The 21,797-nt window shown below is 62.5% G+C and carries 24 protein-coding genes, 1 other RNA gene and 1 riboswitch; of the genes, 20 read left to right on the top strand and 5 right to left on the bottom strand.

Annotated elements, in window-relative coordinates; all coding sequences use genetic code 11:
* Nucleotides 1-2 precede the first annotated feature (2 nt).
* Nucleotides 3-398, bottom strand: coding sequence for a YraN family protein (locus tag H7R73_RS20625; RefSeq protein ID WP_103259454.1), 396 nt, complete (start codon nt 396-398; stop codon nt 3-5).
* On the bottom strand, nt 316-2,106 hold the full coding sequence (locus tag H7R73_RS20620; RefSeq protein WP_232092717.1) for a penicillin-binding protein activator: 1,791 nt from the start codon (nt 2,104-2,106) through the stop codon (nt 316-318). Before H7R73_RS20620 ends, H7R73_RS20625 begins: the two co-directional genes overlap by 83 nt.
* A 199-nt stretch (nt 2,107-2,305) precedes the next feature.
* Between H7R73_RS20620 and rsmI the strand changes: the two genes are divergently transcribed.
* The 16 genes from rsmI (at nt 2,306) to lfiJ (ending at nt 17,431) form a co-directional block, all read left to right on the top strand.
* Nucleotides 2,306-3,139, top strand: a complete 834-nt coding sequence (gene rsmI, locus H7R73_RS20615) for a 16S rRNA (cytidine(1402)-2'-O)-methyltransferase (RefSeq protein WP_039040488.1) — start codon at nt 2,306-2,308, stop codon at nt 3,137-3,139.
* A 62-nt stretch (nt 3,140-3,201) separates the two neighbouring features.
* Nucleotides 3,202-3,588, top strand: an RNA gene (rnpB, locus tag H7R73_RS20610) — RNase P RNA component class A.
* Nucleotides 3,589-3,807: 219 nt separating this feature from the next.
* Nucleotides 3,808-4,683, top strand: a complete 876-nt coding sequence (lfiM, locus tag H7R73_RS20605; protein ID WP_182951399.1) for a lateral flagellar motor switch protein LfiM — start codon at nt 3,808-3,810, stop codon at nt 4,681-4,683.
* Nucleotides 4,684-4,690: 7 nt separating this feature from the next.
* Nucleotides 4,691-5,068, top strand: coding sequence for a lateral flagellar motor switch protein LfiN (lfiN, locus tag H7R73_RS20600; RefSeq protein WP_041211834.1), 378 nt, complete (start codon nt 4,691-4,693; stop codon nt 5,066-5,068).
* Nucleotides 5,068-5,802, top strand: a complete 735-nt coding sequence (gene fliP / locus H7R73_RS20595) for a flagellar type III secretion system pore protein FliP (protein ID WP_041211833.1) — start codon at nt 5,068-5,070, stop codon at nt 5,800-5,802. The genes lfiN and fliP overlap by 1 nt, the downstream gene beginning before the upstream one ends.
* A 1-nt stretch (nt 5,803) precedes the next feature.
* Nucleotides 5,804-6,073: a flagellar biosynthesis protein FliQ gene (fliQ, locus tag H7R73_RS20590; protein ID WP_041211832.1), complete on the top strand. Its 270-nt coding sequence runs from the start codon at nt 5,804-5,806 to the stop codon at nt 6,071-6,073.
* Nucleotides 6,070-6,852, top strand: coding sequence for a lateral flagellar biosynthetic protein LfiR (lfiR, locus tag H7R73_RS20585; protein WP_103259456.1), 783 nt, complete (start codon nt 6,070-6,072; stop codon nt 6,850-6,852). Before fliQ ends, lfiR begins: the two co-directional genes overlap by 4 nt.
* Nucleotides 6,849-7,985, top strand: a complete 1,137-nt coding sequence (flhB, locus tag H7R73_RS20580; RefSeq protein ID WP_041214022.1) for a flagellar biosynthesis protein FlhB — start codon at nt 6,849-6,851, stop codon at nt 7,983-7,985. Before lfiR ends, flhB begins: the two co-directional genes overlap by 4 nt.
* 3 nt (nt 7,986-7,988) lie before the next feature.
* Nucleotides 7,989-10,064, top strand: a complete 2,076-nt coding sequence (gene lfhA, locus H7R73_RS20575; RefSeq protein WP_041211829.1) for a lateral flagellar biosynthesis protein LfhA — start codon at nt 7,989-7,991, stop codon at nt 10,062-10,064.
* 194 nt (nt 10,065-10,258) lie between these two features.
* Nucleotides 10,259-10,346, top strand: a riboswitch (cyclic di-GMP riboswitch).
* A gap of 251 nt (nt 10,347-10,597) precedes the next feature.
* On the top strand, nt 10,598-11,860 hold the full coding sequence (gene lafK / locus H7R73_RS20570; protein WP_269475233.1) for a lateral flagellar response regulator transcription factor LafK: 1,263 nt from the start codon (nt 10,598-10,600) through the stop codon (nt 11,858-11,860).
* 11 nt (nt 11,861-11,871) lie between these two features.
* Nucleotides 11,872-12,198 (top strand): lateral flagellar hook-basal body complex protein LfiE, encoded by a 327-nt coding sequence (lfiE, locus tag H7R73_RS20565; RefSeq protein WP_080767903.1) that lies wholly within the window; start codon nt 11,872-11,874, stop codon nt 12,196-12,198.
* Nucleotides 12,199-12,215: 17 nt separating this feature from the next.
* Nucleotides 12,216-13,961: a lateral flagellar M-ring protein FliFL gene (gene fliFL / locus H7R73_RS20560; RefSeq protein WP_182951762.1), complete on the top strand. Its 1,746-nt coding sequence runs from the start codon at nt 12,216-12,218 to the stop codon at nt 13,959-13,961.
* Nucleotides 13,948-14,976 (top strand): lateral flagellar motor switch protein FliGL, encoded by a 1,029-nt coding sequence (gene fliGL / locus H7R73_RS20555; RefSeq protein ID WP_041211827.1) that lies wholly within the window; start codon nt 13,948-13,950, stop codon nt 14,974-14,976. The genes fliFL and fliGL overlap by 14 nt, the downstream gene beginning before the upstream one ends.
* A 12-nt stretch (nt 14,977-14,988) precedes the next feature.
* Nucleotides 14,989-15,681 (top strand): lateral flagellar assembly protein FliH, encoded by a 693-nt coding sequence (gene lfiH / locus H7R73_RS20550; protein ID WP_041211826.1) that lies wholly within the window; start codon nt 14,989-14,991, stop codon nt 15,679-15,681.
* Entirely contained in the window at nt 15,674-17,005 is a 1,332-nt protein-coding gene (gene lfiI, locus H7R73_RS20545) for a lateral flagellar FliI-like assembly ATPase LfiI (RefSeq protein ID WP_041214019.1), read from the top strand. The genes lfiH and lfiI overlap by 8 nt, the downstream gene beginning before the upstream one ends.
* A 9-nt stretch (nt 17,006-17,014) precedes the next feature.
* Nucleotides 17,015-17,431 (top strand): lateral flagellar protein LfiJ, encoded by a 417-nt coding sequence (gene lfiJ / locus H7R73_RS20540; protein ID WP_041211824.1) that lies wholly within the window; start codon nt 17,015-17,017, stop codon nt 17,429-17,431.
* A gap of 4 nt (nt 17,432-17,435) precedes the next feature.
* Here the strand turns inward: lfiJ and flgN are convergent, their stop codons facing one another.
* The 3 genes from flgN to lfgA all read right to left on the bottom strand — a co-directional run bounded on the left by flgN (nt 17,436) and on the right by lfgA (nt 19,019).
* On the bottom strand, nt 17,436-17,879 hold the full coding sequence (flgN, locus tag H7R73_RS20535; protein ID WP_042015073.1) for a flagellar protein FlgN: 444 nt from the start codon (nt 17,877-17,879) through the stop codon (nt 17,436-17,438).
* The gene (gene flgM, locus H7R73_RS20530; protein WP_041211822.1) at nt 17,876-18,148 is read right to left on the bottom strand and encodes a flagellar biosynthesis anti-sigma factor FlgM; all 273 of its coding nucleotides are present in this window, start codon (nt 18,146-18,148) and stop codon (nt 17,876-17,878) included. The genes flgN and flgM overlap by 4 nt, the downstream gene beginning before the upstream one ends.
* Nucleotides 18,149-18,227: 79 nt before the next feature.
* Nucleotides 18,228-19,019 (bottom strand): lateral flagellar basal body P-ring formation protein LfgA, encoded by a 792-nt coding sequence (gene lfgA, locus H7R73_RS20525; protein WP_103259457.1) that lies wholly within the window; start codon nt 19,017-19,019, stop codon nt 18,228-18,230.
* 61 nt (nt 19,020-19,080) lie between these two features.
* On the opposite strand from lfgA, the gene lfgB reads away from it, so the two are divergent.
* From lfgB to flgEL, 4 genes are read left to right on the top strand one after another with little or no spacing between them, the layout of a single operon-like run.
* A complete protein-coding gene (gene lfgB / locus H7R73_RS20520) occupies nt 19,081-19,470 on the top strand; it encodes a lateral flagellar basal body rod protein LfgB (RefSeq protein WP_041211820.1) in 390 nt (129 codons plus the stop codon).
* Between the two features lie 2 nt (nt 19,471-19,472).
* Complete coding sequence (flgCL, locus tag H7R73_RS20515) at nt 19,473-19,898, top strand: lateral flagellar basal body rod protein FlgCL (RefSeq protein WP_041211819.1); 426 nt, start codon at nt 19,473-19,475, stop codon at nt 19,896-19,898.
* Complete coding sequence (locus H7R73_RS20510) at nt 19,899-20,582, top strand: flagellar hook assembly protein FlgD (RefSeq protein WP_103259458.1); 684 nt, start codon at nt 19,899-19,901, stop codon at nt 20,580-20,582.
* Between the two features lie 17 nt (nt 20,583-20,599).
* On the top strand, nt 20,600-21,793 hold the full coding sequence (gene flgEL / locus H7R73_RS20505; RefSeq protein ID WP_041211817.1) for a lateral flagellar hook protein FlgEL: 1,194 nt from the start codon (nt 20,600-20,602) through the stop codon (nt 21,791-21,793).
* The last annotated feature ends 4 nt before the right edge of the window (nt 21,794-21,797 follow it).

Here is a 21,797-nt window from a genome sequence, read left to right as displayed (position 1 = left end):
TCTTAAAACGCGTTCTGGATCCAGTCCGGCTGGTCGCCCTCGAACGCGATCACATCGAATCGACAGGCCTGGTTGGCCTCATTGATGGCATGTTGCTTGAAATAGTGGCGCGCGGCCAGCACGATCTTGTGCTGCTTGCGCCGGGTGACCGAGCTGGCTGCACCGCCATGGGTGGCGTGGGCACGATATCTCACTTCAACGAACACCAGGGTCTCCCCCTGGCGCATGATGAGATCGATCTCGCCGCCACGGCAGCGGTAGTTGCGGGTCACGGGTTGCAGGCCGCGGGCCTGCAACCAGCGTTCCGCTATTTGCTCAAAGTGTTGTCCCTTGCTCGTCGCTGCCGACGGCAACAGGTTCAACCACTGCTGGTAAAGTTGTGTCAGTAGCCTCTTCATGAGTCGCATCCTCCAGCTGGGGGGCGGCGCTGTCGCTGACCAGCTTGCCATTCTGGTAGGTGGCCCAGTCCAGCATGCGCACTATGTTGCCCTGGGGATCCACGCTCAGCTGGCCACTCATGCCGGGTTGCTGCATGGCATTGACCTTGCGCATTTGCGGCAGGTTGCCTGCCAGGCTGACGGCATCGTAGCCGAGGGCGAACAGGCGCAGCAGGTCGCCCTGGGTCTGGGGCCAGAGCAGGGCAATCTGTTCACGCTGCGTCTCGAAGCCACCCAGCAGCAGCGGCATGTCGGAGATATGCATGCCGTTGAGCTCGGATGCTACCTCGGTCGTCCCGCCGTCGTATCCCCGAGAGCTGCTGTAGATGGGCAGGCTGCCCATGGGGTTGACCGAGATGTCCACATAGGGCTTGATCATCCGGGTCTCCAGGCTGTTGGCCACCACATAGACGGCGTCGATGCTGCGCGGCGCGGCATCGGACAACTGGACAATCTCCCCGGCTCGTGCGGTGGAACGGCCGCTCAGAGCGTTCTTGACCATGCCCTGCACTTCGTTGCGCGCCCCGAAGGTGGCAACCACGGGCTTCTCCTGGCTGACGCCGGCCCAGGCCTGTTCAAACGCCTTGATACTGCTGTAGCCAATCCGGCCTTGTGCCGCGATCAGCAGCGGCTTGCGGTAGCCCTGACCATAGAGGTACTGGGCCGCCTGGCTCGCATCGGCAGCGGCGGAGAGCGAGAAATAGAAGGTATTGTCGTTGACGATCGGCTTGTCCAGCTCGTTGAGCGCCAGCACCGGCACGGTCGGACTCGACTTGAGCAGCTCCTCCACCTGATCCTTGAGCAGGGGGCCGATGATCATGTTGGCCCCTTCCTGAATGGCCTGCTTGTAGAGGTCCCCCATCGCCTTGCCCTGGGTATCATAGAAGTTCAGGGTGAACTGGCTCTGATTTTCTTTGTAGGACATCAACATGCCGTTGCGGATGGCGGCGCCCTGGGCTTCCAGGTTGCCTGAGAGCGGCAGGAAGACGGCGATCTGCTGCAGCGAACCGTTGTCCGTAGTAGCGAGATCCCCAAGGCCGGCCGGCATGTCGCTCTGGGCAGGGTGGTTAGGGAAGCTCTGCTTCCAGCCGGCAAGCTGGCGGGCCAGCTGGCTCGGCTGTGCCCCGAATTCGTTCACCAGCGCAGCAAGACGCAGCCAGCCGGTGGTCACATCGGGAGCTGGCTCCTCTTCGAGCGCCTGCAGGGTGGAGGGGGTCATGCTTTTCAGCAGCGACCAGATCTGCTGGTGATTGGTGGCCAGCTCATTCTTGGCCAGATAAGGTTCCAGCAGGATCAGCGACTTGGCCGCACCAAACTTGTTGTTGATGTCGAGCTGCAGCACCACGCGCTGGCGGTACCAGTCCTTCTGGGTATCGGCATCCAGCACCACATCCGGCTTGCCTTCCAGCAGGATCAGCGCCTGGTTGGCGTTGCCCTGGGCGAGCAGCAGGTGTGCCTGCAGCAGTTGCAACTGCGCCTGCTGCTCCGGGCTCTTCGCCTGCTTCTGCAACTGCTGATACAGGGCGGCAGCCGGTTTGGCCTGGCCGAGCGCCAGATAGCTGCGCGCCGCCATCATCTGCCACACGAAGGCCTCTGCCGGTTTGGCGGGATCCACCTGCTCCAGATACCACTGGGCATTCTTGGTCAGATCCGAGAAGGCTGACGGCATGCCGGGTTGTCCGGAAGATTGATTGGGCTCCGACGCACAGGCGGCGAGCAGGACTGCCGCGAGTAGGATGCCGAAGAGTCGTGATACACTTAGCTGCTTTATAACCCGGTTCAAGTTCATTCCCCGACCAGTGTTGAAATTCTCCATAGTGTAAACGGGCCAATATGGCGACACAATTGTCGGGACACTCGGAGCTCCCATGAGTGACATCCCAACCCTGTATATAGTCCCCACTCCGATCGGCAATCTGGCCGACATCACCCAGCGAGCACTGGACGTGCTGCGCAGCGTCGATCTGGTGGCCGCCGAGGATACCCGGCATACCGGGATCCTGCTCAGCCACTACCAGATCTCGGTATCGACCTTTGCCCTGCACGATCACAACGAGCAGCAAAAGGCGGATGTGCTGATCGCCCGCATCAAGGAGGGCAAGAGCGTGGCCCTGGTCTCCGATGCGGGGACGCCGCTCATCAGCGACCCCGGTTATCACCTGGTCACCCGTTGTCGCGAAGCCGGGGTCAAGGTGGTGCCGCTGCCCGGTCCCTGCGCCGCCATCACGGCGCTGTCCGCCGCCGGCCTGCCCACCGACCGCTTCGCCTTCGAGGGTTTCCTGCCGGCCAAGGCCAAGGGGCGGGATGATCGCCTGCAAGCCGTCATCGAAGACACCCGCTCTCTGGTGTTCTACGAATCGCCGCGCCGGGTGCAGGATACCGTGGAAGCGATTGCTCGCATCCTTGGCGAGCGCCAGGTGGTGGTGTGCCGCGAGCTGACCAAGACCTTCGAGTCCATCCACGGTCTGCCCGCCTCCGAGATGCTGGCCTGGCTCGGAGAGGACGATAACCGTTGCCGCGGGGAGATCGTGCTGGTGGTCGCCGGTGCCAGCAAGGTGGATGACGAGTTGCCTGCGGAGGCGATCCGCACCCTGGGCCTGCTGGTCAGCGAGCTGCCCCTCAAGAAGGCTGCAGCCCTCACCGCCGAGATCCACGGGGTGAAGAAGAACGCCCTCTACAAATACGGTCTTGAGCACTATTAATTGCCGTAAACCGGAATTGACGGTTTACCCCGTCCGTCTCGCGAGGCTATAATCCGCGCCTCGGAGTTGGCTGGGCAATCGCCGCTTCGTCGTTGTGTCCCTCGGGACAGACGGGCGGAGGGGAGGAAAGTCCGGGCTTCACAGGGCAGGGTGCCAGGTAACGCCTGGGGGGCGCGAGCCTACGACCAGTGCAACAGAGAGCAGACCGCCGATGGCCCGCAAGGGATCAGGTAAGGGTGAAAGGGTGCGGTAAGAGCGCACCGCGCGACTGGCAACAGTTCGTGGCACGGTAAACTCCACCCGAAGCAAGACCAAATAGGCCCCTATTGGCGCGGCCCGCGTTGGGGGCGGGTAGGTTGCTTGAGCCAGCGAGCGATTGCTGGCCTAGAGGAATGATTGCTACCCGGGGCAACCCGGTACAGAACCCGGCTTACAGGCCGACTCCGACCTCTTTCTGGTAAGTGATTACCTCGAAATCCCGGCACCTTTTGGTGCCGGGATTTTTATTTTCGGCTGGTCACGCGGTCGCGTGGCGCCTTTTGGGGTTTTGTAATAAAGTTCTCGCCCCTTTCGGTCGCTCTGTGTCGTCTGGGCTATCGGTATCGATCATGGAGCCGGCATGTCTCCATGCAGCAGGACGAGATGAAAATGGCAAAGGTGGATTTGTAATGTCATCAAGCGGCGTAATGCACACCCCTTCCCGGTTGATCTGTGCCGAGCGGGGCAGAGCCCTGCCTCAATATGACTTGCTGGGGGTCGAGAGGGCCAATCAGGCCCGTCTCAGGCAACTCAACACCCAACTGAGCGTCTTTTCCCAGCAGGCGTCGGGCTGCATGGCCCAGTTGTTCAATGCGGCGGATTGCGATCTGGGTTACCAGGACTTTTCTTCTGCGTTGCCGCAAGAGGAGGATGATCATCAGGTCTGGGTCGAAGCCCGTACTCCTCTGGATGCTCAGCGTGTCGCCTTTTTCTCCATCTCTCCTGCGGTCATCTATCGGCTTGCCGTGCTGTTTTTCGGCGGCACTCTGCAACACAAGGGGGCCACGGCACCCCATGGCAGGGGATTGACCGACACCGAACAGCGACTGCTGCTGCGGCTGTGCCAGTACCAGGTGGAAATCTGGTCGACCTGTCAGGGTCAGGGAGACCTCTCCTGGCAGCTGAATCTGATCTCCCGGGAGGCCCTGCCCGCAGGCCCGCTCTGGAAGGCGCAGGCCAGTATGCTGGCCGGTGGCAGCCAGCACGATTGGCAGTTCTGGCTGGTGCCCCCCGAAGAGGCGCCCGGTATCGCTGAAGGTCAGCGTGTGCAGGTGGCGCAACTGGAAGAGGCGCTGATCCAGGTGCCGGTGCGGCTGCGGGTAGTCATGGGGCAGATGTCCATGACGCTGGCGGATCTCGAATGCCTCAAGGTGGGAGATGTGCTCTCGCTGGATTTACCCGAGGTGGTGCCGGCCCTGATCGGCCAGCGCCCCTGTTTCAATGGACGCATTGCCGAACATAAAGGCAGCCTGGTGTACCAGGTCGCAACAGTGGTAGAGGAGTAGTCGAATCGTGAACGAGCACAACATGAATGACCCGCTGGATCTGGATGGCCTGGATCAGCTGTTTGGGGACGACATCAGCATGCCGAGTGCGGCCGACTACATGGCGCCGACCAGCAGTACCAAGCAGCGGGATCTCTCCTTCTTTCATCACATTCCGGTCAAGGTGACGCTGGAAGTGGCCAGCACCGAGGTGGCGCTGGGCGAGCTGATGAAGGTGGAAGAAGGGGCCGTCATCGAGCTGGACAAGCTGGCGGGCGAGCCGCTGGATGTCCGCGTCAACGGGCGCCTGCTGGCCAGGGGCGAGGTGGTGGTGGTCAACGGCAAATACGGGCTGCGGCTGGTGGACGTCGTGGACACCAAATTGCTGGGCGGCATGAACGACTGATGCGTTACCTGCTGGTTGCCCTGCTCCTGCTGGCGTTGCCGAGCTGGGGAGCGGACATGACGCTGTTCTCGGTATCGCCGAGCGAAGCAGGGGGAGAGGACTACAGCGTCAAGCTGCAGATCCTCTTCTTCATGACCCTGCTGGGTCTGCTGCCGACCCTGCTGCTGATGATGACCAGTTTTACCCGGATCATCATAGTGCTGGCCATCCTGCGTCAGGCCCTGGGATTGCAGCAAAGCCCGCCCAACCGGGTGCTGATCGGCATCAGCCTGATCCTGACCCTGGTGATCATGAGGCCGGTCTGGACCGAGATGTACCAGAACGCCTTCGTGCCATACGACCAGAACGAAATCACGTTGACGGAAGGGCTGGCCCGCGCCGAAAAACCGCTGCGCCAATTCATGCTGGCCCAGACCCGGGAGCCGGATCTCGAGCAGATGCTGCGCATCTCCGGAGAGCCGACCACCCTCGCCAAGAGCGAGGTGCCGTTCGGCGTGCTGTTGCCGGCCTTCGTGCTGAGCGAGCTGAACACCGCCTTCCAGATAGGTTTCATGCTGTTCATCCCCTTTCTGGTCATCGATCTGGTGGTCGCCAGCGTGTTGATGGCCATGGGGATGATGATGCTCTCCCCTCTCATCATCTCGCTGCCATTCAAGTTGATGGTCTTCGTGCTGGTGGATGGCTGGTCCATGACGGTTGGTACCCTGGCGGCCAGTTTCGGCGGGGGAGGCTGACGTGACCCCCGAGCAGAGTGTGGCCCTGGTGGGCGGGGCCGTGAACCTGGTGGTCATCATGGTCTCGGTGCTGATCGTGCCCGGTCTCATCGTCGGGCTGGTGGTCAGCATCTTCCAGGCGGCGACCCAGATCCAGGAACAGACACTGAGCTTCCTGCCCCGTTTCATCGTGACCCTGCTGACCCTCATCTTCACGGGAAACTGGCTGCTGTCGCAGATCACCACCCTGTTCGCCGACCTGTTCCAGAAGATCCCCGGGCTTATCGGATGAGCTCCCTGCTGTCGTTCAGTGCGGCCGAGCTGACCGCCTGGCTGGGACAGTGGTGGTGGCCCTTCATTCGCATCGCGGCCGCCTTCTGGGTGATGCCGGTATTCGGTGACGGCCGGGTGCCTGCACAGGTTCGCATCCTGCTGGCCTTCGTTATCAGTCTGCTGATCGCCCCCATGATGAAAGGCATGCCGGCGCTGGATCCCCTCAGTGCCGGCATGATGGTGCTGACCCTGGAGCAGTTGCTGTTCGGTCTGCTGTTCGGGCTCTGCATACAGATTCTGTTCATGGTGATGACCATGGCGGGGCAGATCCTCTCCATGCAGATGGGGTTGGGGATGGCGGTGATGAACGATCCTTCCAACGGAGACACGGCGCCCATCGTCAGCCAGATCATGCTGGTCTTCTGCTCCCTGTTGTTCCTCGGTCTGAACGGCCATCTGGTGACTTTGGATGTCCTGGTGCAGAGCCTGCGGACCTGGCCGCCGGGAACATCGCTCTACGTCCTCGATCTGAAGGGGGTCATCGGCCTGTTTGGCTGGAGCATCGGAGCTGCCCTCATCCTGACCCTGCCTGCCGTGGTGGCCATGCTGATGGTGAACCTCACCTTCGGGGTGCTCAATCGTACGGCCCCTTCCCTGAACATCTTCTCTCTGGGCTTCCCCATGACGTTGCTGCTGGGGCTGCTCACCATGGCCATCTCCATCAGCGGCGTCCCGGCCCGCTATCTGGATCTGGTCGGTTACGTGCTGACCCAGCTCAGGGCATTGACGCCGACATGAGCCAGCACAGCGCCCAGGACAAAACCGAAGAGGCCTCTTCCCAGAAACGGCGCAAGGCGCGGGAAGAGGGCCAGATTGCACGCTCCAGGGAGTTGAGCTCGGCCGGCCTGCTGCTCGTCGGCGGTCTGGTCATGCAGTGGATGGTGCCGAGTTTCGGGCTCTTTTTTGCCGAGCTGATGAAGCAGCCCCAGCGTTTCAACTGGCAGGGGGCACGGGATCCCCAGATGATGATCCAGTGGACCGCGGACGCCCTGATCGGGATGCTGTGGGTGCTGCTGCCTCTGTTCGGCGTGCTGGCCCTGCTGCTGGTGCTGCTCAGTAGCGTGCCTGGCGGCATGGTGCTGGTCTGGAAGAAGCTGATGCCAAGCGGGGAGAAGCTCAACCCGCTCAAGGGGCTCAAGCGGATGTTCTCCACCCACAGTCTGATGGAACTCCTGAAATCCCTGCTCAAGGTGCTGCTGATCGGCGGCACCCTGGCCATGATGCTCCAGCACCAGTGGCCCACCCTGATGATGATGAACCGTATGCCGCCCCAGGCGGCCATGGAACAGGCGTTGCGGATCCTCTCCCAGGCATTCATCTTGCTAGGCAGTGTGCAGATGCTCATCGCGGTGCTGGATGTGCCCTACCAGCGCTGGTCCTTGAACAAGCAGTTGAAGATGACCAAGCAGGAGGTCAAGGACGAGCACAAGAACAGCGAGGGGCGTCCGGAGATCAAGGCGAGGATCCGCCAGGTGCAGGGGATGCTGGCCAGGGCCCGCATCGAACAGCGGGTGCCCCAGGCCGATGTCATCATAGTGAACCCGACCCATTATGCGGTGGCCATCAAGTACGATCCCGAGCGGGCCAACGCCCCCTATGTGATTGCCAAGGGGGTGGACGGCATGGCGGAGCGGATCCGCGAGGTGGCCAAAGCCCATGACAAGCGGGTGATGAGCCTGCCCGAGCTGACCCGGGCCATCTACTACTCCACCCGGGTGGATCAGGAAGTGCCGGCGGGTCTGTACACCGCGGTCGCCTATGTATTGAACCATGTATTGCAGCTACGGGCCTATGAGGCTGGCAAGGGCAGGAAACCCAATCCCCTTGCCCCCCTGCACGTGCCGCCCGAATTACGTCAACCTGAGAGGTAAGTTGTGAACTGGCGTGTCTTTACCCAATCCTATACAGCCATCCCCATGATGCTGCTGGCCATCCTGGCGATGATGATACTGCCTCTGCCAGGCTGGCTGCTGGATGCCCTGTTCACCTTCAACATCGTGCTGGCGGTGCTGGTGCTGCTGGTCTCCGTCTCGGCCCGCCGGCCCCTCGACTTCTCCGTCTTCCCGACCGTGCTGCTGGTGGCCACCCTGATGCGGCTCTCCCTCAACGTCGCCTCCACCCGGGTGGTGCTGCTGCACGGCCATGAAGGCAACGAAGCGGCCGGCAAGGTGATCCAGGCCTTCGGCGAAGTGGTCATCGGTGGCAACTACGTGGTGGGTCTGGTGGTCTTCGTCATTCTGATGATCATCAACTTCGTGGTGATCACCAAGGGGGGCGAGCGGATCTCGGAAGTGTCCGCCCGCTTCACCCTGGACGCCATGCCGGGCAAGCAGATGGCCATCGACGCCGACCTCAATGCGGGGACCCTGGATCAGCACCAGGCCCGGGCAAGACGGGAGGAGATCGCCAGGGAAGCGGACTTCTACGGGGCCATGGACGGGGCCTCCAAGTTCGTGCGTGGTGATGCCATCGCCGGTCTGCTGGTGCTCATCATCAACCTCGTCGGGGGCCTGGCCATCGGCATCTTCCAGCACTCGCTGCCGGTTTCCGATGCCTTCCGCATCTATGCCCTGCTCACCATAGGTGACGGTCTGGTCGCCCAGATCCCCTCCCTGCTGATGTCCACGGCTGCAGCCATCATCGTCACCCGCGTGAGTGACGAAGGGGAGATGTCGGATCAGGTTGGCCAGCAGATCCTGGCCTCTCCTCGGGTGATCTACACGGCGGCGACCGTCATGCTGATCCTGGGGCTGGTTCCCGGCATGCCCATGCTGGCCTTCCTCAGCTTTGCGGCCGTGTTGGCCTGGACCGGCTGGAGCGTCAGCAAGCGCCGGGTGCAGGATCCCGCGCTGGATGCGGCCGAGGCGCTGACGCGCCAGATGGTGCAGCCGGAGCCCCAGGGGCTGGAGTGGCAGGACCTGCCCCCGGTGGATGCGGTCGCCATCGAACTGGGTTATCGCCTGGTACCGCTGGCGGAGGCGGACAAGGGGGCCGAGCTGCTGGCCCGGGTGCGCGGTATTCGCAAGACACTCTCCGAGCAGTACGGCTTCCTGCTACCCGAGATCCGGGTGAGGGACAACCTGCAATTGCAGCCGGATCAGTACCGCATCAAGCTCTCCGGTATCCCTTTGGCCTCGGGCAATGTGGATTGCCAGCGGTTGATGGCCATCAGCAGCGGTGAGACCTATGGCGCCCTGGATGGCGAGCTGACACAGGATCCTGCCTATGGCATGAGTGCGGTCTGGATTTCGCCGGACAACAAGGCCAAGGCCCTCAATCTGGGCTACTCGGTGGTGGATTCCGCCACCGTCATCGCGACTCACGCCAGCAAGCTGCTCAGGGAGCAGCTCGACGGCTTGTTTGGTCATGACGAGGTGGGCAAGCTGGGTCAGCATCTGGCGACCCAGTCCCCCCGTCTTGCGGAAGAGCTCAATCTGGCCCTGACCCAGATGCAGCAACTGCGGGTCTTCCGCCAGTTGCTCAAGGAGCAGATCAGCCTCACCGACATCCGCACCATCGCCACCACCTTGCTGGATGCGAGCGAGCTGACCAAGGATCCCGTCCTGCTGGCGTCCGATGTGCGCTGCGCACTGAAGCGCCAGATCGTCAGACAGGCGATCGGGTCCCGCGACGTGCTGGCGGCCTTCACCCTGGATGACCGGCTGGAGCAGACCCTGCTGACGGCCATGAGCCAGTCACAGCAGCAGGGCAAGATCCAGCTGGACAGCTTCCCGGTGGATCCCCAGTTGCTGGCGCAGTTGCAGCAGAACATGCCGCTGGTGAAGGAGCAACTGCAGCAACAGGGATATGCGCCCGTGCTGGTGGTGATGCCCCAGCTCAGACCGCTGATAGCCCGTTATGCCCGTTCCTTCTCGAAAGGCCTCAAGGTGCTCTCCTATAACGAGATACCGGAAGATTTGCGAGTCGAAGTCATCGGGACTCTGGGCTGAAGTGGAATTGCCTTGGCGTCACAGGGACAGGAAGCGCCTATTCCGCATATCTGCTTGAATTGTCATATAAAGCCGCTATCATGTGACGACTTTTGACGCGATACATACTGACAGTTAAGAAAAAAATAGAAATAGTCGGATGTATCACATGGCTTCAGGGACAACGTAGCCATGCCATCCAAATACGGGTCGTCGCATGATAAAGGCAAACTGAACTGAAAAGTCAGGACGCAAAGCCTCCGGTCTAACAGCATTGATGCTAATGATAGCGGGGTTACCAAGGCCATGATTTCCCGCCTTGTTTTTATACCGATACAGACTATTCACTCAATAATGGGTGCGGTCTCTATTTGTGTGTCTTTATTTTTCACGCATCAGTTCTGTTGATTGATTCATGTGCAATCACAGGTTCGGGATATATGTTTTCTGATTTATCTAGCAAGGAAAATTCAATACCGACCGGTATTGAAATGCATGCTCATTTATTATTAGTTTCCGCTTCGTTATCAAATGGAAACGATGTTGAACGTATATTGCTCAGTGCCGGTTATCGTGTTTCCTGTGTCGATTCCGTGTCGCTGGCCAAGCAATTTCTCTCGAACCATGCGGTCGATCTCATTCTGCTCGACATGGCGGTCATGACCGAGGCCGGGCCCGCCATGGTGCAGACGCTGGCAGGGACCGACTGCGTCATTCTGGTCAACGAGCATCAGGCCTACCTAGCGGCGGAAGCCATGCGGGCCGGCGCCATCGACTACATCATCAAGCCCTTCAGCCAGCGCCAGATCCTCGATGTGGTGAGAGGGGCCCTGCGCCTGCGCCAGGCCATTCCCAATCTGATCGCCACGTCCCCCCAGAGCCTGCAGGTGTTGCAGCTTGCCCGGCGGGCAGCCAAGACATCGGCCACCATCCTCATCGGTGGCGAATCAGGGACAGGCAAGGAGCGACTGGCTCGCTACATCCACGAGATGTCCAGCCGGGCCGGCAAGCCTTTCGTGGCCATCAACTGTGCGGCCATCCCGGAAGCCATGCTCGAATCCATCCTGTTCGGACACAGCAAGGGGGCCTTCACCGGGGCAACCGCCAACCAGCAGGGAAAATTCGAGCTGGCCCAGGGCGGCACCCTGCTGCTCGACGAGATCTCCGAACTGCCGCTGGCGCTGCAGGCCAAGTTGCTGCGGGTGTTGCAGGAGAAAGAGGTGGAACGCCTCGGCAGTCATCAGGTGATCGCGCTGGATGTGCGGATCATCGCCGCCAGCAACCGGGACCTGAGGGAGCTGGTGCTGCAGGGCGCGTTTCGCGAGGACCTTTTCTACCGGCTCGACGTGCTCCCCATGAGCTGGCCAGCACTGCGGGAGAGGCGGGATGACATCCTGCCTCTGGCGGAATACTTCATCGAACGCTACGCCGCACAGCAGGGGTATCGCCTCGGCGAGAGTGCCCGTCAGCAACTGCTCTCCTATGACTGGCCTGGCAATGTGCGTGAGCTGGACAACGTGATTCAGCGAGCGCTAATTATGGCTCGCGGCTTGCATATTCAGGCCGTCGATCTGATGTTGCCCCATTACGCCGCCGAAGCCGACACCCCGCAACCGCAGGCGCTTGCGGCCCCCGAGGGGCTCAGCGAGACCAAGCGGCATGCTGAATTTCAATTCGTCCTTGAGACGTTGCGCCGTTTCCGTGGTCACCGGACACGCACGGCCGAAGCCCTCGGAATGACGACCCGGGCACTTAGATACAAGCTGGCTGCCATGCGCGAGCAGGGCATCGATGTCGAGCAGCAGATACAAAACTAAGGGATAACCGAGTGAAGATTGAGATCATGTCATCACAGGTGACGCTCCTGCAGCAGATGCAGGAAATGCAGCGAGTCGCCAGTCAACCCCCTTCCATCGAACCGAACGAGGCGTCAGGCGTCTCGTTCAGCGACGCCATGCGCGACGTCGTCGGCCGCGTCAACGAGCAGCAGAACATCGCCTCCCGATTGATGACCGCCGTCGATGCGGGTCAGAGCGACGATCTGGTGGGGGCCATGGTGGCCAGCCAGAAGGCCGGTCTCAGTTTTTCCGCCCTGATGCAGGTGCGCAACAAACTGATGACGGGTTTTGATGACATCATGCGCATGCCGCTCTGAGGTTGATCATGACTGAACTGGTATCCTCCGCACCGGGGGCGTCGGGCTCCCTGCTGGCCCGGGTGCAGGACGGGGTGCGCAACTGGCGAACCCTGTCTCGCGACAACAAATCCATTCTGACCATCGCGCTGCTGGCCGCCGTGGTTGCCGCCACCATAGTGGTCATCCTCTGGACCTCCAGCAAGAATTACGAGCCCCTCTACGGCAAGCAGGAGCTTTACGACACCGCCAACATCATGGAGATGCTGGAGAAGGAGCAGGTACCCTTCCGGCTGGAGAAAAGCTCCGGCCAGATCCTGGTACCTGAAAGCCAGTTGGCCCACATCCGCATGGCGCTGGCCGCGCGGGGCGTGAGGGCGGCCATGCCGTCCGGCCTGGAGGGGCTCGACAATGTCACCGGCCTTGGCACCAGCGAATTCATGGAAGGGGCGCGCTACCGCCATGCCCTGGAAGGGGAGCTGGCCAGAACCATCATCTCCCTGGATGCGGTGCGCAGTGCCCGGGTACATCTGGCCATTCCGAAGCGGACCCTGTTCGTGGGGCGCGACGAGGAAAAACCCAGCGCGTCCGTGATGCTGGATCTGCAACCGGGCCAGACCATGGAGCCGGGCCAGGTCGAGGCGATTGCCAACCTGGTGGCGGGCAGTATCTCCGGCATGAAGCCCGGGGCCGTCACCGTGGTGGATCAAAGCGGCCAGCTGCTGAGTGCCGAGCTCGGCGACAAGGCCGGTTTCGGCAAGCAGAGCGTCCAGCAGATGGAATATGTGCGCAAGCTGGAGCAGTACATTCGCCAGCGTGCCAGCGACATGCTCTCCCCCATGCTGGGCACGGGCAACTTCCGGGTGCAGATCGCCGCGGACGTCAATTTCAATGCGGTGGAAGAGACCCAGCAACAGCTCGATCCCAATGCCGTGGTGACCAGGGAGTCCAACAAATCGGACAAGACCATCGATGCCCTGGCCCTCGGTATCCCCGGTGCGCTCTCCAATCGACCGCCCGAAACCGCTCCCAAGACCGATCAGGCCGCCACCGAGGGGAATGCTGCCCAGGAGCCTGCCAAGAACGATACCCGCACCGAGCGGCAGGAAGTCAGCAGGCAGTATGAAAGCAGCCGCACCATAGTGCATACCCGCTATCAGCAGGGACGACTGGAGAAGATGAACGTCTCCATCCTGCTCAATCAGCAGAGCGCCCCCAAGGAGGGGTGGAGTCCGGAACAGCTCGAGCAGATCCGCCAGATGGTGGAGCGCTCGGTGGGCTTTGACGGCACCCGTGGCGACCAGATCAGTCTGCAGGTCTTCGATTTCACCGGTGCGGTGCCGGTGGAGCCGCCAGCGTCGAGCTGGCTGGAAACCCCTTACTGGCAAGACTCCCTACGTTACCTGGTGGGTGGTTTGCTGGGGCTGACCCTGGTGTTCTTCGGCATCCGTCCTCTGGTGAAGCACCTGGTGCGTACCCAGCAATATCCCGACACTGATGCCGCACAGGAGCCGGACGAGGAGCAGGAGCCGACCATGGGCCTCTCCATGCGCCGGGAAGGGGATGGGGAACTGGAAGAGTCTGCGACGGGCAAGAGCCTGTCCCAGTCTCAGTCCGAGTTCCGGCTCGAGCCCCAGTTCTCCTCCCTGGATCTGGAGGCGCTGCCCGAACCGGGTTCCGAGCTGGAAGTCCAGCTCAAGCACCTGCAACTGCTGGTAGACAAGGACACGGCCCGGGTGGCGGAAGTGGTCAGACAATGGGTGAGTGGCAATGAGCAACGTTAATCTGAATCAGAACGCGGTCGACATCGACATCGACAATCTGGAAAAAGCCGCGATCCTGCTGCTGAGCATGGGCACCGAGGCGGCGGCCAAGGTGATGCAGAAGTTGTCCCGCGACGAAGTGCAGCGCCTCATCTCCAAGATGGCCAGCCTCTCCGGCGTGAGTTCGATAGAAGCCAAGTGGACGCTGCAGCAGTTCTTCAACCAGTATCGCGAGCAGAGCGGCATCGGCAGCGCCTCCCGGGAATATCTGGAACAGACCCTGGATCTGGCGCTGGGCCAGCGGCTTTCCCGCAGCCTGCTCGACAGCCTCTATGGCGATGCGATGAGCCAGGACATCCAGCGCCTGCAATGGGTGCCGGCGGATGTGCTGGCCCGCTTCTTCCGCAATGAACATCCCCAGATGCAGGCGGTCTTGCTCGCCTTTCTGCCCCCCCAGACCGCCTCTGCCGTGCTCGATGCCCTGCCGGGGTCGGTGCATGACGATCTGCTGGTGCGGGTTGCGAGCCTCAGCTCGGTCAGCGAGCACGTGCTGGGGGAGCTGCGGCTCACCCTGGATCGCTGCCTCGCCTATGTGGCCGATCAGTCCGGCGCCAAGGTCAACGGGGTGCGCCAGGTGGCCGATATCCTCAATCGCTATCAGGGGAACAAGGAGCAGATGCTCACCCTGCTGCGGGAGCACGATGGTGAGCTGGCCCTCGAAATAGAGAAGAACATGTTCGACTTCATGGCCCTGCGTCGCCAGAGCGACGATACCCTGCAACGTCTGGTGCAGGAGCTGCCGGCGGATCTGCTGGCCCTGGCCCTGAAGAACACCGATGCCGGTTTCCGCAAGGTGGTGCTTGGCGCCATGCCCAAACGGATGGCACAGGCACTGGAGGCCCAGATCCAGGATCAGGGCAGCGTCTCCCTGCGCAAGGTGGAGCAGGCCCGGGAAGAGGCCATGAAGCTGGTGCGCGAGCTGGTGGAGCAGGGCGAGATCGAGTTCCAGCTGTTCGAAGAGCCCACCGTCAGTTAACAGGAGACAGGCATGAGTCAGCATGTGCGCAAACTGGCGGCAGGTGCCACCCGTCTCTACCGCTTCCCGGCGCTGGGCCAGAGCGGGGAAGAGGCCAGAAGCCAGCAGGAAGAGTTCGAATACGGCTACCAGCAGGGGCTGGAGCAGGGGCAGGCGGAAGGGTATCAGGCCGGCTACCAGCAGGGGCTGGCCAGTGGCCTGTTCGAGGGGGAAGCCAAGGGGCTGCAACAGGGACAGGTGCGTGGTCTGGCCCAGGGGCTGGCCGAGGGACGTGCCGCCTTCGATGAGGCCATGGTGCCCTTTGCAACGTTGCAGCAGCAGTGGGAATCCCTGACCCGGGCCCGGATGCTGGAACAGAAGGCCCTGGTCGCCCAGCTGGTGGCTCAGGTGGCCAAGCGCGTGATCCAAGCCGAGTTCACCCTCAATCCCCAGCAGGTGCTCCAGCAGGTGGAGCAGGCCATGGCCAGCCTGCCGAGCGAGTCGGAAGAGCTGGTGATCTACCTCAACGAAGGAGACCGGCAGCGCCTGGCCGAGCAGGGGGTGACCCGCTGCGAGAAGTGGCCGTTGCAGGTGGACCCGGCACTGGCTGTGGGGGACGCCCGCATCGAGACACGGGCCGCGGTGGTCGAGATCAACACGGGGGAGCGCCTCGGCCGCTGCATCGAACAACTCAACCAGACCCTGGAACTCTCTTCGGATGCATGATGCGCTGCAACAGGCGCTGACCTGTGCCCTCGATAGCCTGGAGGAGGTGCCCGGCTATCGTCGTTATGGCAGGCTGGTGCGCGTGACCGGCCTGACTCTGGAAGTCGTGGGGTGCCAGCTCATCATGGGGCAGCGCTGCGAGGTGGAGACCGCCACCGGCGCCGCCCTGCTGGCGGAAGTGGTCGGCTTCAACCGGGACATTTCCTACCTGATGCCGCTCCAGCCCATGAGCGGTCTCTATGCCGGCGCCCGGGTGCTGCCCGTCGACGGAGAGGAGACCATCCGGGTCGGCGAGCATCTGCTTGGCCGGGTCGTGGATGGCCTGCTGCAACCGCTGGACGGCCGTCCCCTGAAAGAGGAAGGGGAACGGGTTCCCCTGTTTTCCTCCCCTCCCAATCCCCTGTTGCGCACCCCGGTGCGCGAGCCGCTCGACGTGGGCATCCGGGCCATCAATGGCCTGCTGACGGTGGGCAAGGGCCAGCGTCTGGGACTGTTTGCCGGTTCCGGTGTGGGCAAGAGCATGCTGCTCGGCATGATGACCCGCAATACCAGCGCCCGCATCGTGGTGGTGGGGCTCATCGGCGAGCGTGGCCGGGAGGTGAGGGAGTTCATCGAACACAGCCTGGGCAGCGAGGGGCTTGCCCGCGCCGTGGTGATCGCGGCACCGGCGGATCAGTCCCCCCTGATGCGTCTGCGCGCCGCCCAGCTGTGCCACCGCATCGCCGAATATTTCCGCGAACAGGGTCAGGATGTGTTGCTGCTGATGGATTCCCTGACCCGCTACGCCCAGGCCCAGCGGGAGATCGCGCTGGCCATCGGCGAACCCCCTGCGACCCGCGGCTATCCGCCCTCGGTGTTCAGCCTGCTCACCCAGCTGGTGGAGCGGGCGGGCAACGGCACGCACCCCGAGGGCAGCCTGAGCGCCTTCTATACCGTGCTGGCGGAAGGGGATGACCAGCAGGATCCCGTGGTGGATTCCGCCAGGGCCATTCTCGATGGTCACATCGTGCTGACCCGCCGCCTGGCGGAGGAGGGGCACTATCCCGCCATCGACATCGGTGCTTCGGTGAGCCGGGTGATGCCTCAGGTGGTCTCTCCCGAATGGCAGGGGCTGGCGGTGAATCTGCGCCAGCTCTGGGGCCGTTACCAGCAGGTGCGTGAGCTGCTGCCCCTGGGGGGTTATCAGCCCGGGGCGGATCCCCAGATGGACGAGGCGGTCCAGCGCTATCCTGCCATCGCCAGCTTCCTGCAGCAGGGCATTCAGGAAGAGACGCCCATCACCCAGGTGCTGGGCGGTCTCAAGCATGTGCTCGGCAGGGCGTAAGGAGGCGGCGTGCTGAAATCCTATCTCGGTCTGCAGCAGGATGCCCTGGAGGCCATGGGCAAAGAGCGGCAGCGTCTGCGCGAGGTGGCGATGAAGGAGGAGCACCGAGCCCTCAGGCTGCAGGAGGTCATCGAGACGATGCATCCGGGCTCGTCGAGCTTTCATCCCCTGCTGTGGCAGAACAAGCAGCAGATGCAGGGGCAGCTTCGCCACCTGCTGACCCACCAGTTGCAGCAGTGTGCGCTCGCCAGCCAGGATCTGGCTCATCACGAGGGGCAGCTCGTCAGGCAGTTCGGTCGGGTCAAGGGGCTGGAGCTGTTGCTGGACAAGCGGGCCCTGGCGGCCCGTCAGCGTCAGGAGTCAGGTGAGCAGCGGCAGCTCGACGAACTCGCCGCACTGGGTCATCGTGCCCGGCAGGGAACGTAAAGGGTCAGTCGGGGAAGTGCTCCTGCCTGCCATAGGATGACTCCTGGCCCAGCAGGGTGTGGATGGTCTCTATCTGGCCTGCCAGCAGGCGGCCGTTCTGCTCGTTCTGGCGGCGGCACTGCAGCAGCAACTGCTCCAGCCGCTGCCACTGCTCGTCCACTTGCTGGCGCAGCGGGGAGGGGAGCTTGCCGATGAGGATGGCCATGCCCCGCTCGTCAGGCTTGAGTCCCAGTGCCTGGAGATGTTCGCAGCGCAGCCTGACCTGGTGCTGGATCTCGCCCATGAGCCGGGTCTGTTGCCGGTTGTGTTCCGTGAGCCCTGCCACGTCGTGACTTGCCAGCAGACGGTACTGATTGAGCAGCAACTGCAGCAGGTCGGCGTAGCGGCCACAATCCTGCCGGATGCCGATGATCAACTGCTGGATCCGTTGTTTGGGAGGCAGACTCATCGGCGATGCATGTCCAGAATGGCCTGGCTCAGGGCATCCATGTCCAGTTCGAGCCGACCCTCGCTGATGGCCTGGCGGATCTGGTTGACCTTCTCCATGTCCACATCAGAGGTGGAGGCCAGCTCGACCCTCGCCTGATTGATGGTCTGGGCGGTGGCGCTGATCCTGGCTTCCCCCTGGCTGGCCTGGGGCTGAGGTGCCGGTGTGGCTCCCGCCTTGCGCTGAGACTGGGGTTGAACGTAGACAGGGTCGGTGCGTGTGATTTTCATAACGTGAATTCCTGGTGGTCTCTCTTGTGACAGGCGACCCTGAGGTGGCCGAACTTGAATCAAACTCGCCATTTCTGTGCTAAAAGCGGGTTTCGACTTCCCCCTTGTCAACCACCCAGGCCTGGATCTCTTTGCCGGAGCCGAGATTCCTGACCCTCACCCCTTCACCGATGGCGCCGTTTGACAAGGCCGTTCCACGGGTCGTGGCGGAAAAGCCCGGTTGCCCGGCCCGGATCAGCACCCCTTCCCCTGCCCGGACGGCCCAGGCCTGTTGCAGATCGAGTTCACCGACCAGTTGCCCCATCCTCAGATGGCGAAGGCTCTTGCTGCCTGCCAGGGGCTGCGAGCTGTGGGTGAAGCCCCGCTGCAACCGGCTGGCATCGAGGGATTTCTCCAGCAGATCCTCCGGGGCGATGACATGTCCCTTGGGGATGTCCCGTGCCGCCACCCAGACCGGCAACATCAGGGTGACCTCCACCCGGGCCCGCAACTGCCAGGCGGGCTCGGTACATTCCACCAGATAGGGGCGCCGCCCCCAGGGTTGGCGATACTGCCCGCCAGCCTGGAAGCGAACCGCCTGACGACATGCCGGCAGGTGGGCCACGGCGGGGGAGAGCCAGACCTGATAGTCGGCCCGGGTCTCTGGCCAGCCTTGCTGGCGCAGATGCTCCCCCAGTGCCGTTTCTGCATCCGCCCTCAGACCGTCGGTCAACTGCTGCGACAGCGACGAAGGGGCCGCCCACGAGGGGAGTGCCAGGAGCAGCAGGGCAAGGAGACCTGCTCGCTTCCCTATGGGAAACAATGCTTCCCCTTTTGTCACTCTTGTCAGCCAGGGGTGATGGCCTGACCAGCGGAAACAACGGTTTTTCATGATTGGCATGAGTCTTGATAAAGGATGCACCGGTCTGACTGGTTCACAAGAAGGATGAAGCATGAGTATCTCATTTGACAGTGCGCTTGGCGTACACCCCTATGCCCTCGATGTGCGGGCAGACAGGGCTCGTATTCTGGCAGGGAACTTGGCCAATGTGGATACCCCGGGCTATCTGGCACGGGATGTGGATTACAAGGCCATCCTCGGCCGGGTCGCCCGGCAGGTGGAGGCAGGAGAGCCAGGCAGCACCATCAGCGAGGGCACCATGGGCAATGACATGCAACATCCCCTCTACCGCATACCCTATCAGGTCTCCATGGATGGCAACACCGCCGAGCTCAGCGTGGAGCAGAGCAAGTTTGCCAGCAATGCCACCGACTTCCAGACCAGTCTCACCTTCCTGAATATGAAAATCACCGGGATCGCCAAGGCGATCGAGGGCCGTTAATCATGTCGTTCAATCGCATCTATGACATCGCCGGCAGCGCCATGCGGGCGCAGACCGTCCGCCTTGACACCGTGGCTTCCAACCTCGCCAACGTCGACAGCGCCGCCGGCAGCGAAGAGGCCGCCTTCCGCGCCATCAAGCCCGTCTTCTCCACCCTCTATCAGCGGGTGCAGGAGGCCGAGGGGCTGGGGGCAGCCCAGGTGCAGATCGCCGGTATCGTCCAGTCTGACCGCCAGGTGGAGAAACGTCTGGAGCCGACCAATCCCCTGGCCGACGGGGATGGCTTCGTTTACTACTCCAACGTCAACGCGGTGGAAGAGATGGCGGACATGATGAGCGCCTCCCGGGGATTCGAGACCTCGGTCGAGGTGATCAACCGTATCAACAGCATGCAGCAAGGGCTGCTGCGTCTTGGTCAGGGGGTGTAAATGAGCCTGCCTCAAGTCAGCAGCCTGGATACCGCCCGCAGCGCCAGCCAGCGCGCCGCCACCTCTGAGATCGCCGCCAACGGTACTTCCGAGGGGCAGGGGGTCCAGCTTCGCAACGAATTCCTCCAGATGATGGTGGCCCAGATCCAGAACCAGGATCCCACCAACCCCCTTGATGGTGCCCAGTACGTTACCCAGCTGGCCCAGTTCAGCATGGTGGAAGGGGTCGAGAGCCTGAAAGTGCTGCAGCAGAAGTCCATCAACATGATGGACACCCAGCAGGTGCTCCAGAGCACGGATCTCATCGACAAGGAAGTGATGGTGCCGAGCCAGACCCTTGGCCAGGAGCAGGAGAAGGCGATCCGCGGTCAGGTGGAGCTGGGCGGCGCGGCCGACACGGTCGAGCTCAAGGTCTATGACAAGCACGGCACCCTGGTCGCCACCAAGAACTGGGGCGAGAGCAAGGCGGGGGCACTGGATTACGAATTGCCGGTGCTGCCCGCTGGCGAATACAGCTTCGAGGTGAAGGCTTCCCTGGGGGGAGTTGCCACCACCACCCGCAATTATGTAGCCAGCCAGGTGGAGCGCGTCAGCTTGCCGGGCACGGGCGAGATCATGCTGCAAGTGGCAGGCGTGGGGGAGGTTCCCCTGTTCAGCGCCGTCCAGTTTGGCAAGTCGGCGTAACCAGATAGGAGCGAAACATGTCTTTTAATATCGGACTGAGTGGCCTGCGCGCCGTCAACCAGGAATTGAGCGTCATCAGCAACAACGTGGCCAACGCCAGCACCGCCGGTTTCAAGTCCAGCCGTGCCGAGTTTGCCGCCATCTACGGTGGCGGCCAGGCCGGCGGCGTGGAGATGAGCAACGTCTCCCAGAACTTCGATCGCAACGGGGATGTGACCCGTACCGGGCGGGGCCTGGATCTGGCCATCTCCGGCAACGGCTTCTTCGTGCTCAAGGATGACAACGGCCAGACCTCCTATACCCGGGCCGGCCTGTTCCAGCGTGATGCCAGCAACTACCTGATCACCGCCAGCGGCAACCGTCTGCAGGGTTATGTGACCAATGATGCGGGTGAGCTGCAATCCGGCGTGGTGGGTGACATTCAGGTCAAGGCGGGCAGCCTGGCGGCCAAGCCGTCAGACACCCTGGAATTCGTGGCGAACCTCAAGGCGGACGCCAGTGTCATCGACCAGGGGCTGCACCCCTTCGATCCCGCCAAGGCGGACAGCTTCAGCTACTCCCAGTCCAGCAAGGTGTATGACTCTCTCGGGGTCGAGCACACCGTCACCCAGTATTTCGTGAAGACCGGCGAGAACACCTGGCAGGTCAACTATGCCTTCAACGGGACCCAGACCGGTGCGCCGGTGACCATGGAGTTCAACACCAACGGCACCCTGAAGTCGCCGACCACGGCCCCCGTACTGAACCTGGCCCCCGCCGGTGCCGAGCCCATCACCCTCACCGCCGATCTGGCCCGGGTCAGCCAGTACGCCTCCGATTTCAACGCCACGCGCAACCAGTCCAACGGCTATACCGCCGGGGATCTGACCGGGGTCAGGGTGGATGCGGACGGCGGCGTCTACGCCACCTTCACCAACGGCCAGAGCCTGCTCCAGGGTCAGGTGGTGATGGCGAACTTCGCCAATCCCCAGGGCCTGCTGCAAGCCAACAACACCACCTGGCAGCAGTCGTTCAGCTCGGGCCAGCCCGTGCTGGGGGCACCGGGCAGCGGGACCCTGGGCGGCCTGACGGCGGGCGCCTACGAGGCATCCAACGTCGACTTGACCGGGGAACTGGTCAGCCTGATGACCTCCCAGCGCAACTACCAGGCCAACGCCAAGACCATCAGCTCGGCGGACAAGATGACCCAGGTCCTGTTCAACTCCTTCTAAGGCG

It is taken from the genome of Aeromonas sp. WP2-W18-CRE-05, assembly GCF_014168615.1.
Lineage (GTDB): Bacteria > Pseudomonadota > Gammaproteobacteria > Enterobacterales > Aeromonadaceae > Aeromonas > Aeromonas caviae.
The sequence above is the reverse complement of the archived record's forward strand: the minus strand, read 5'-3'. Positions and strand labels throughout refer to the sequence as shown.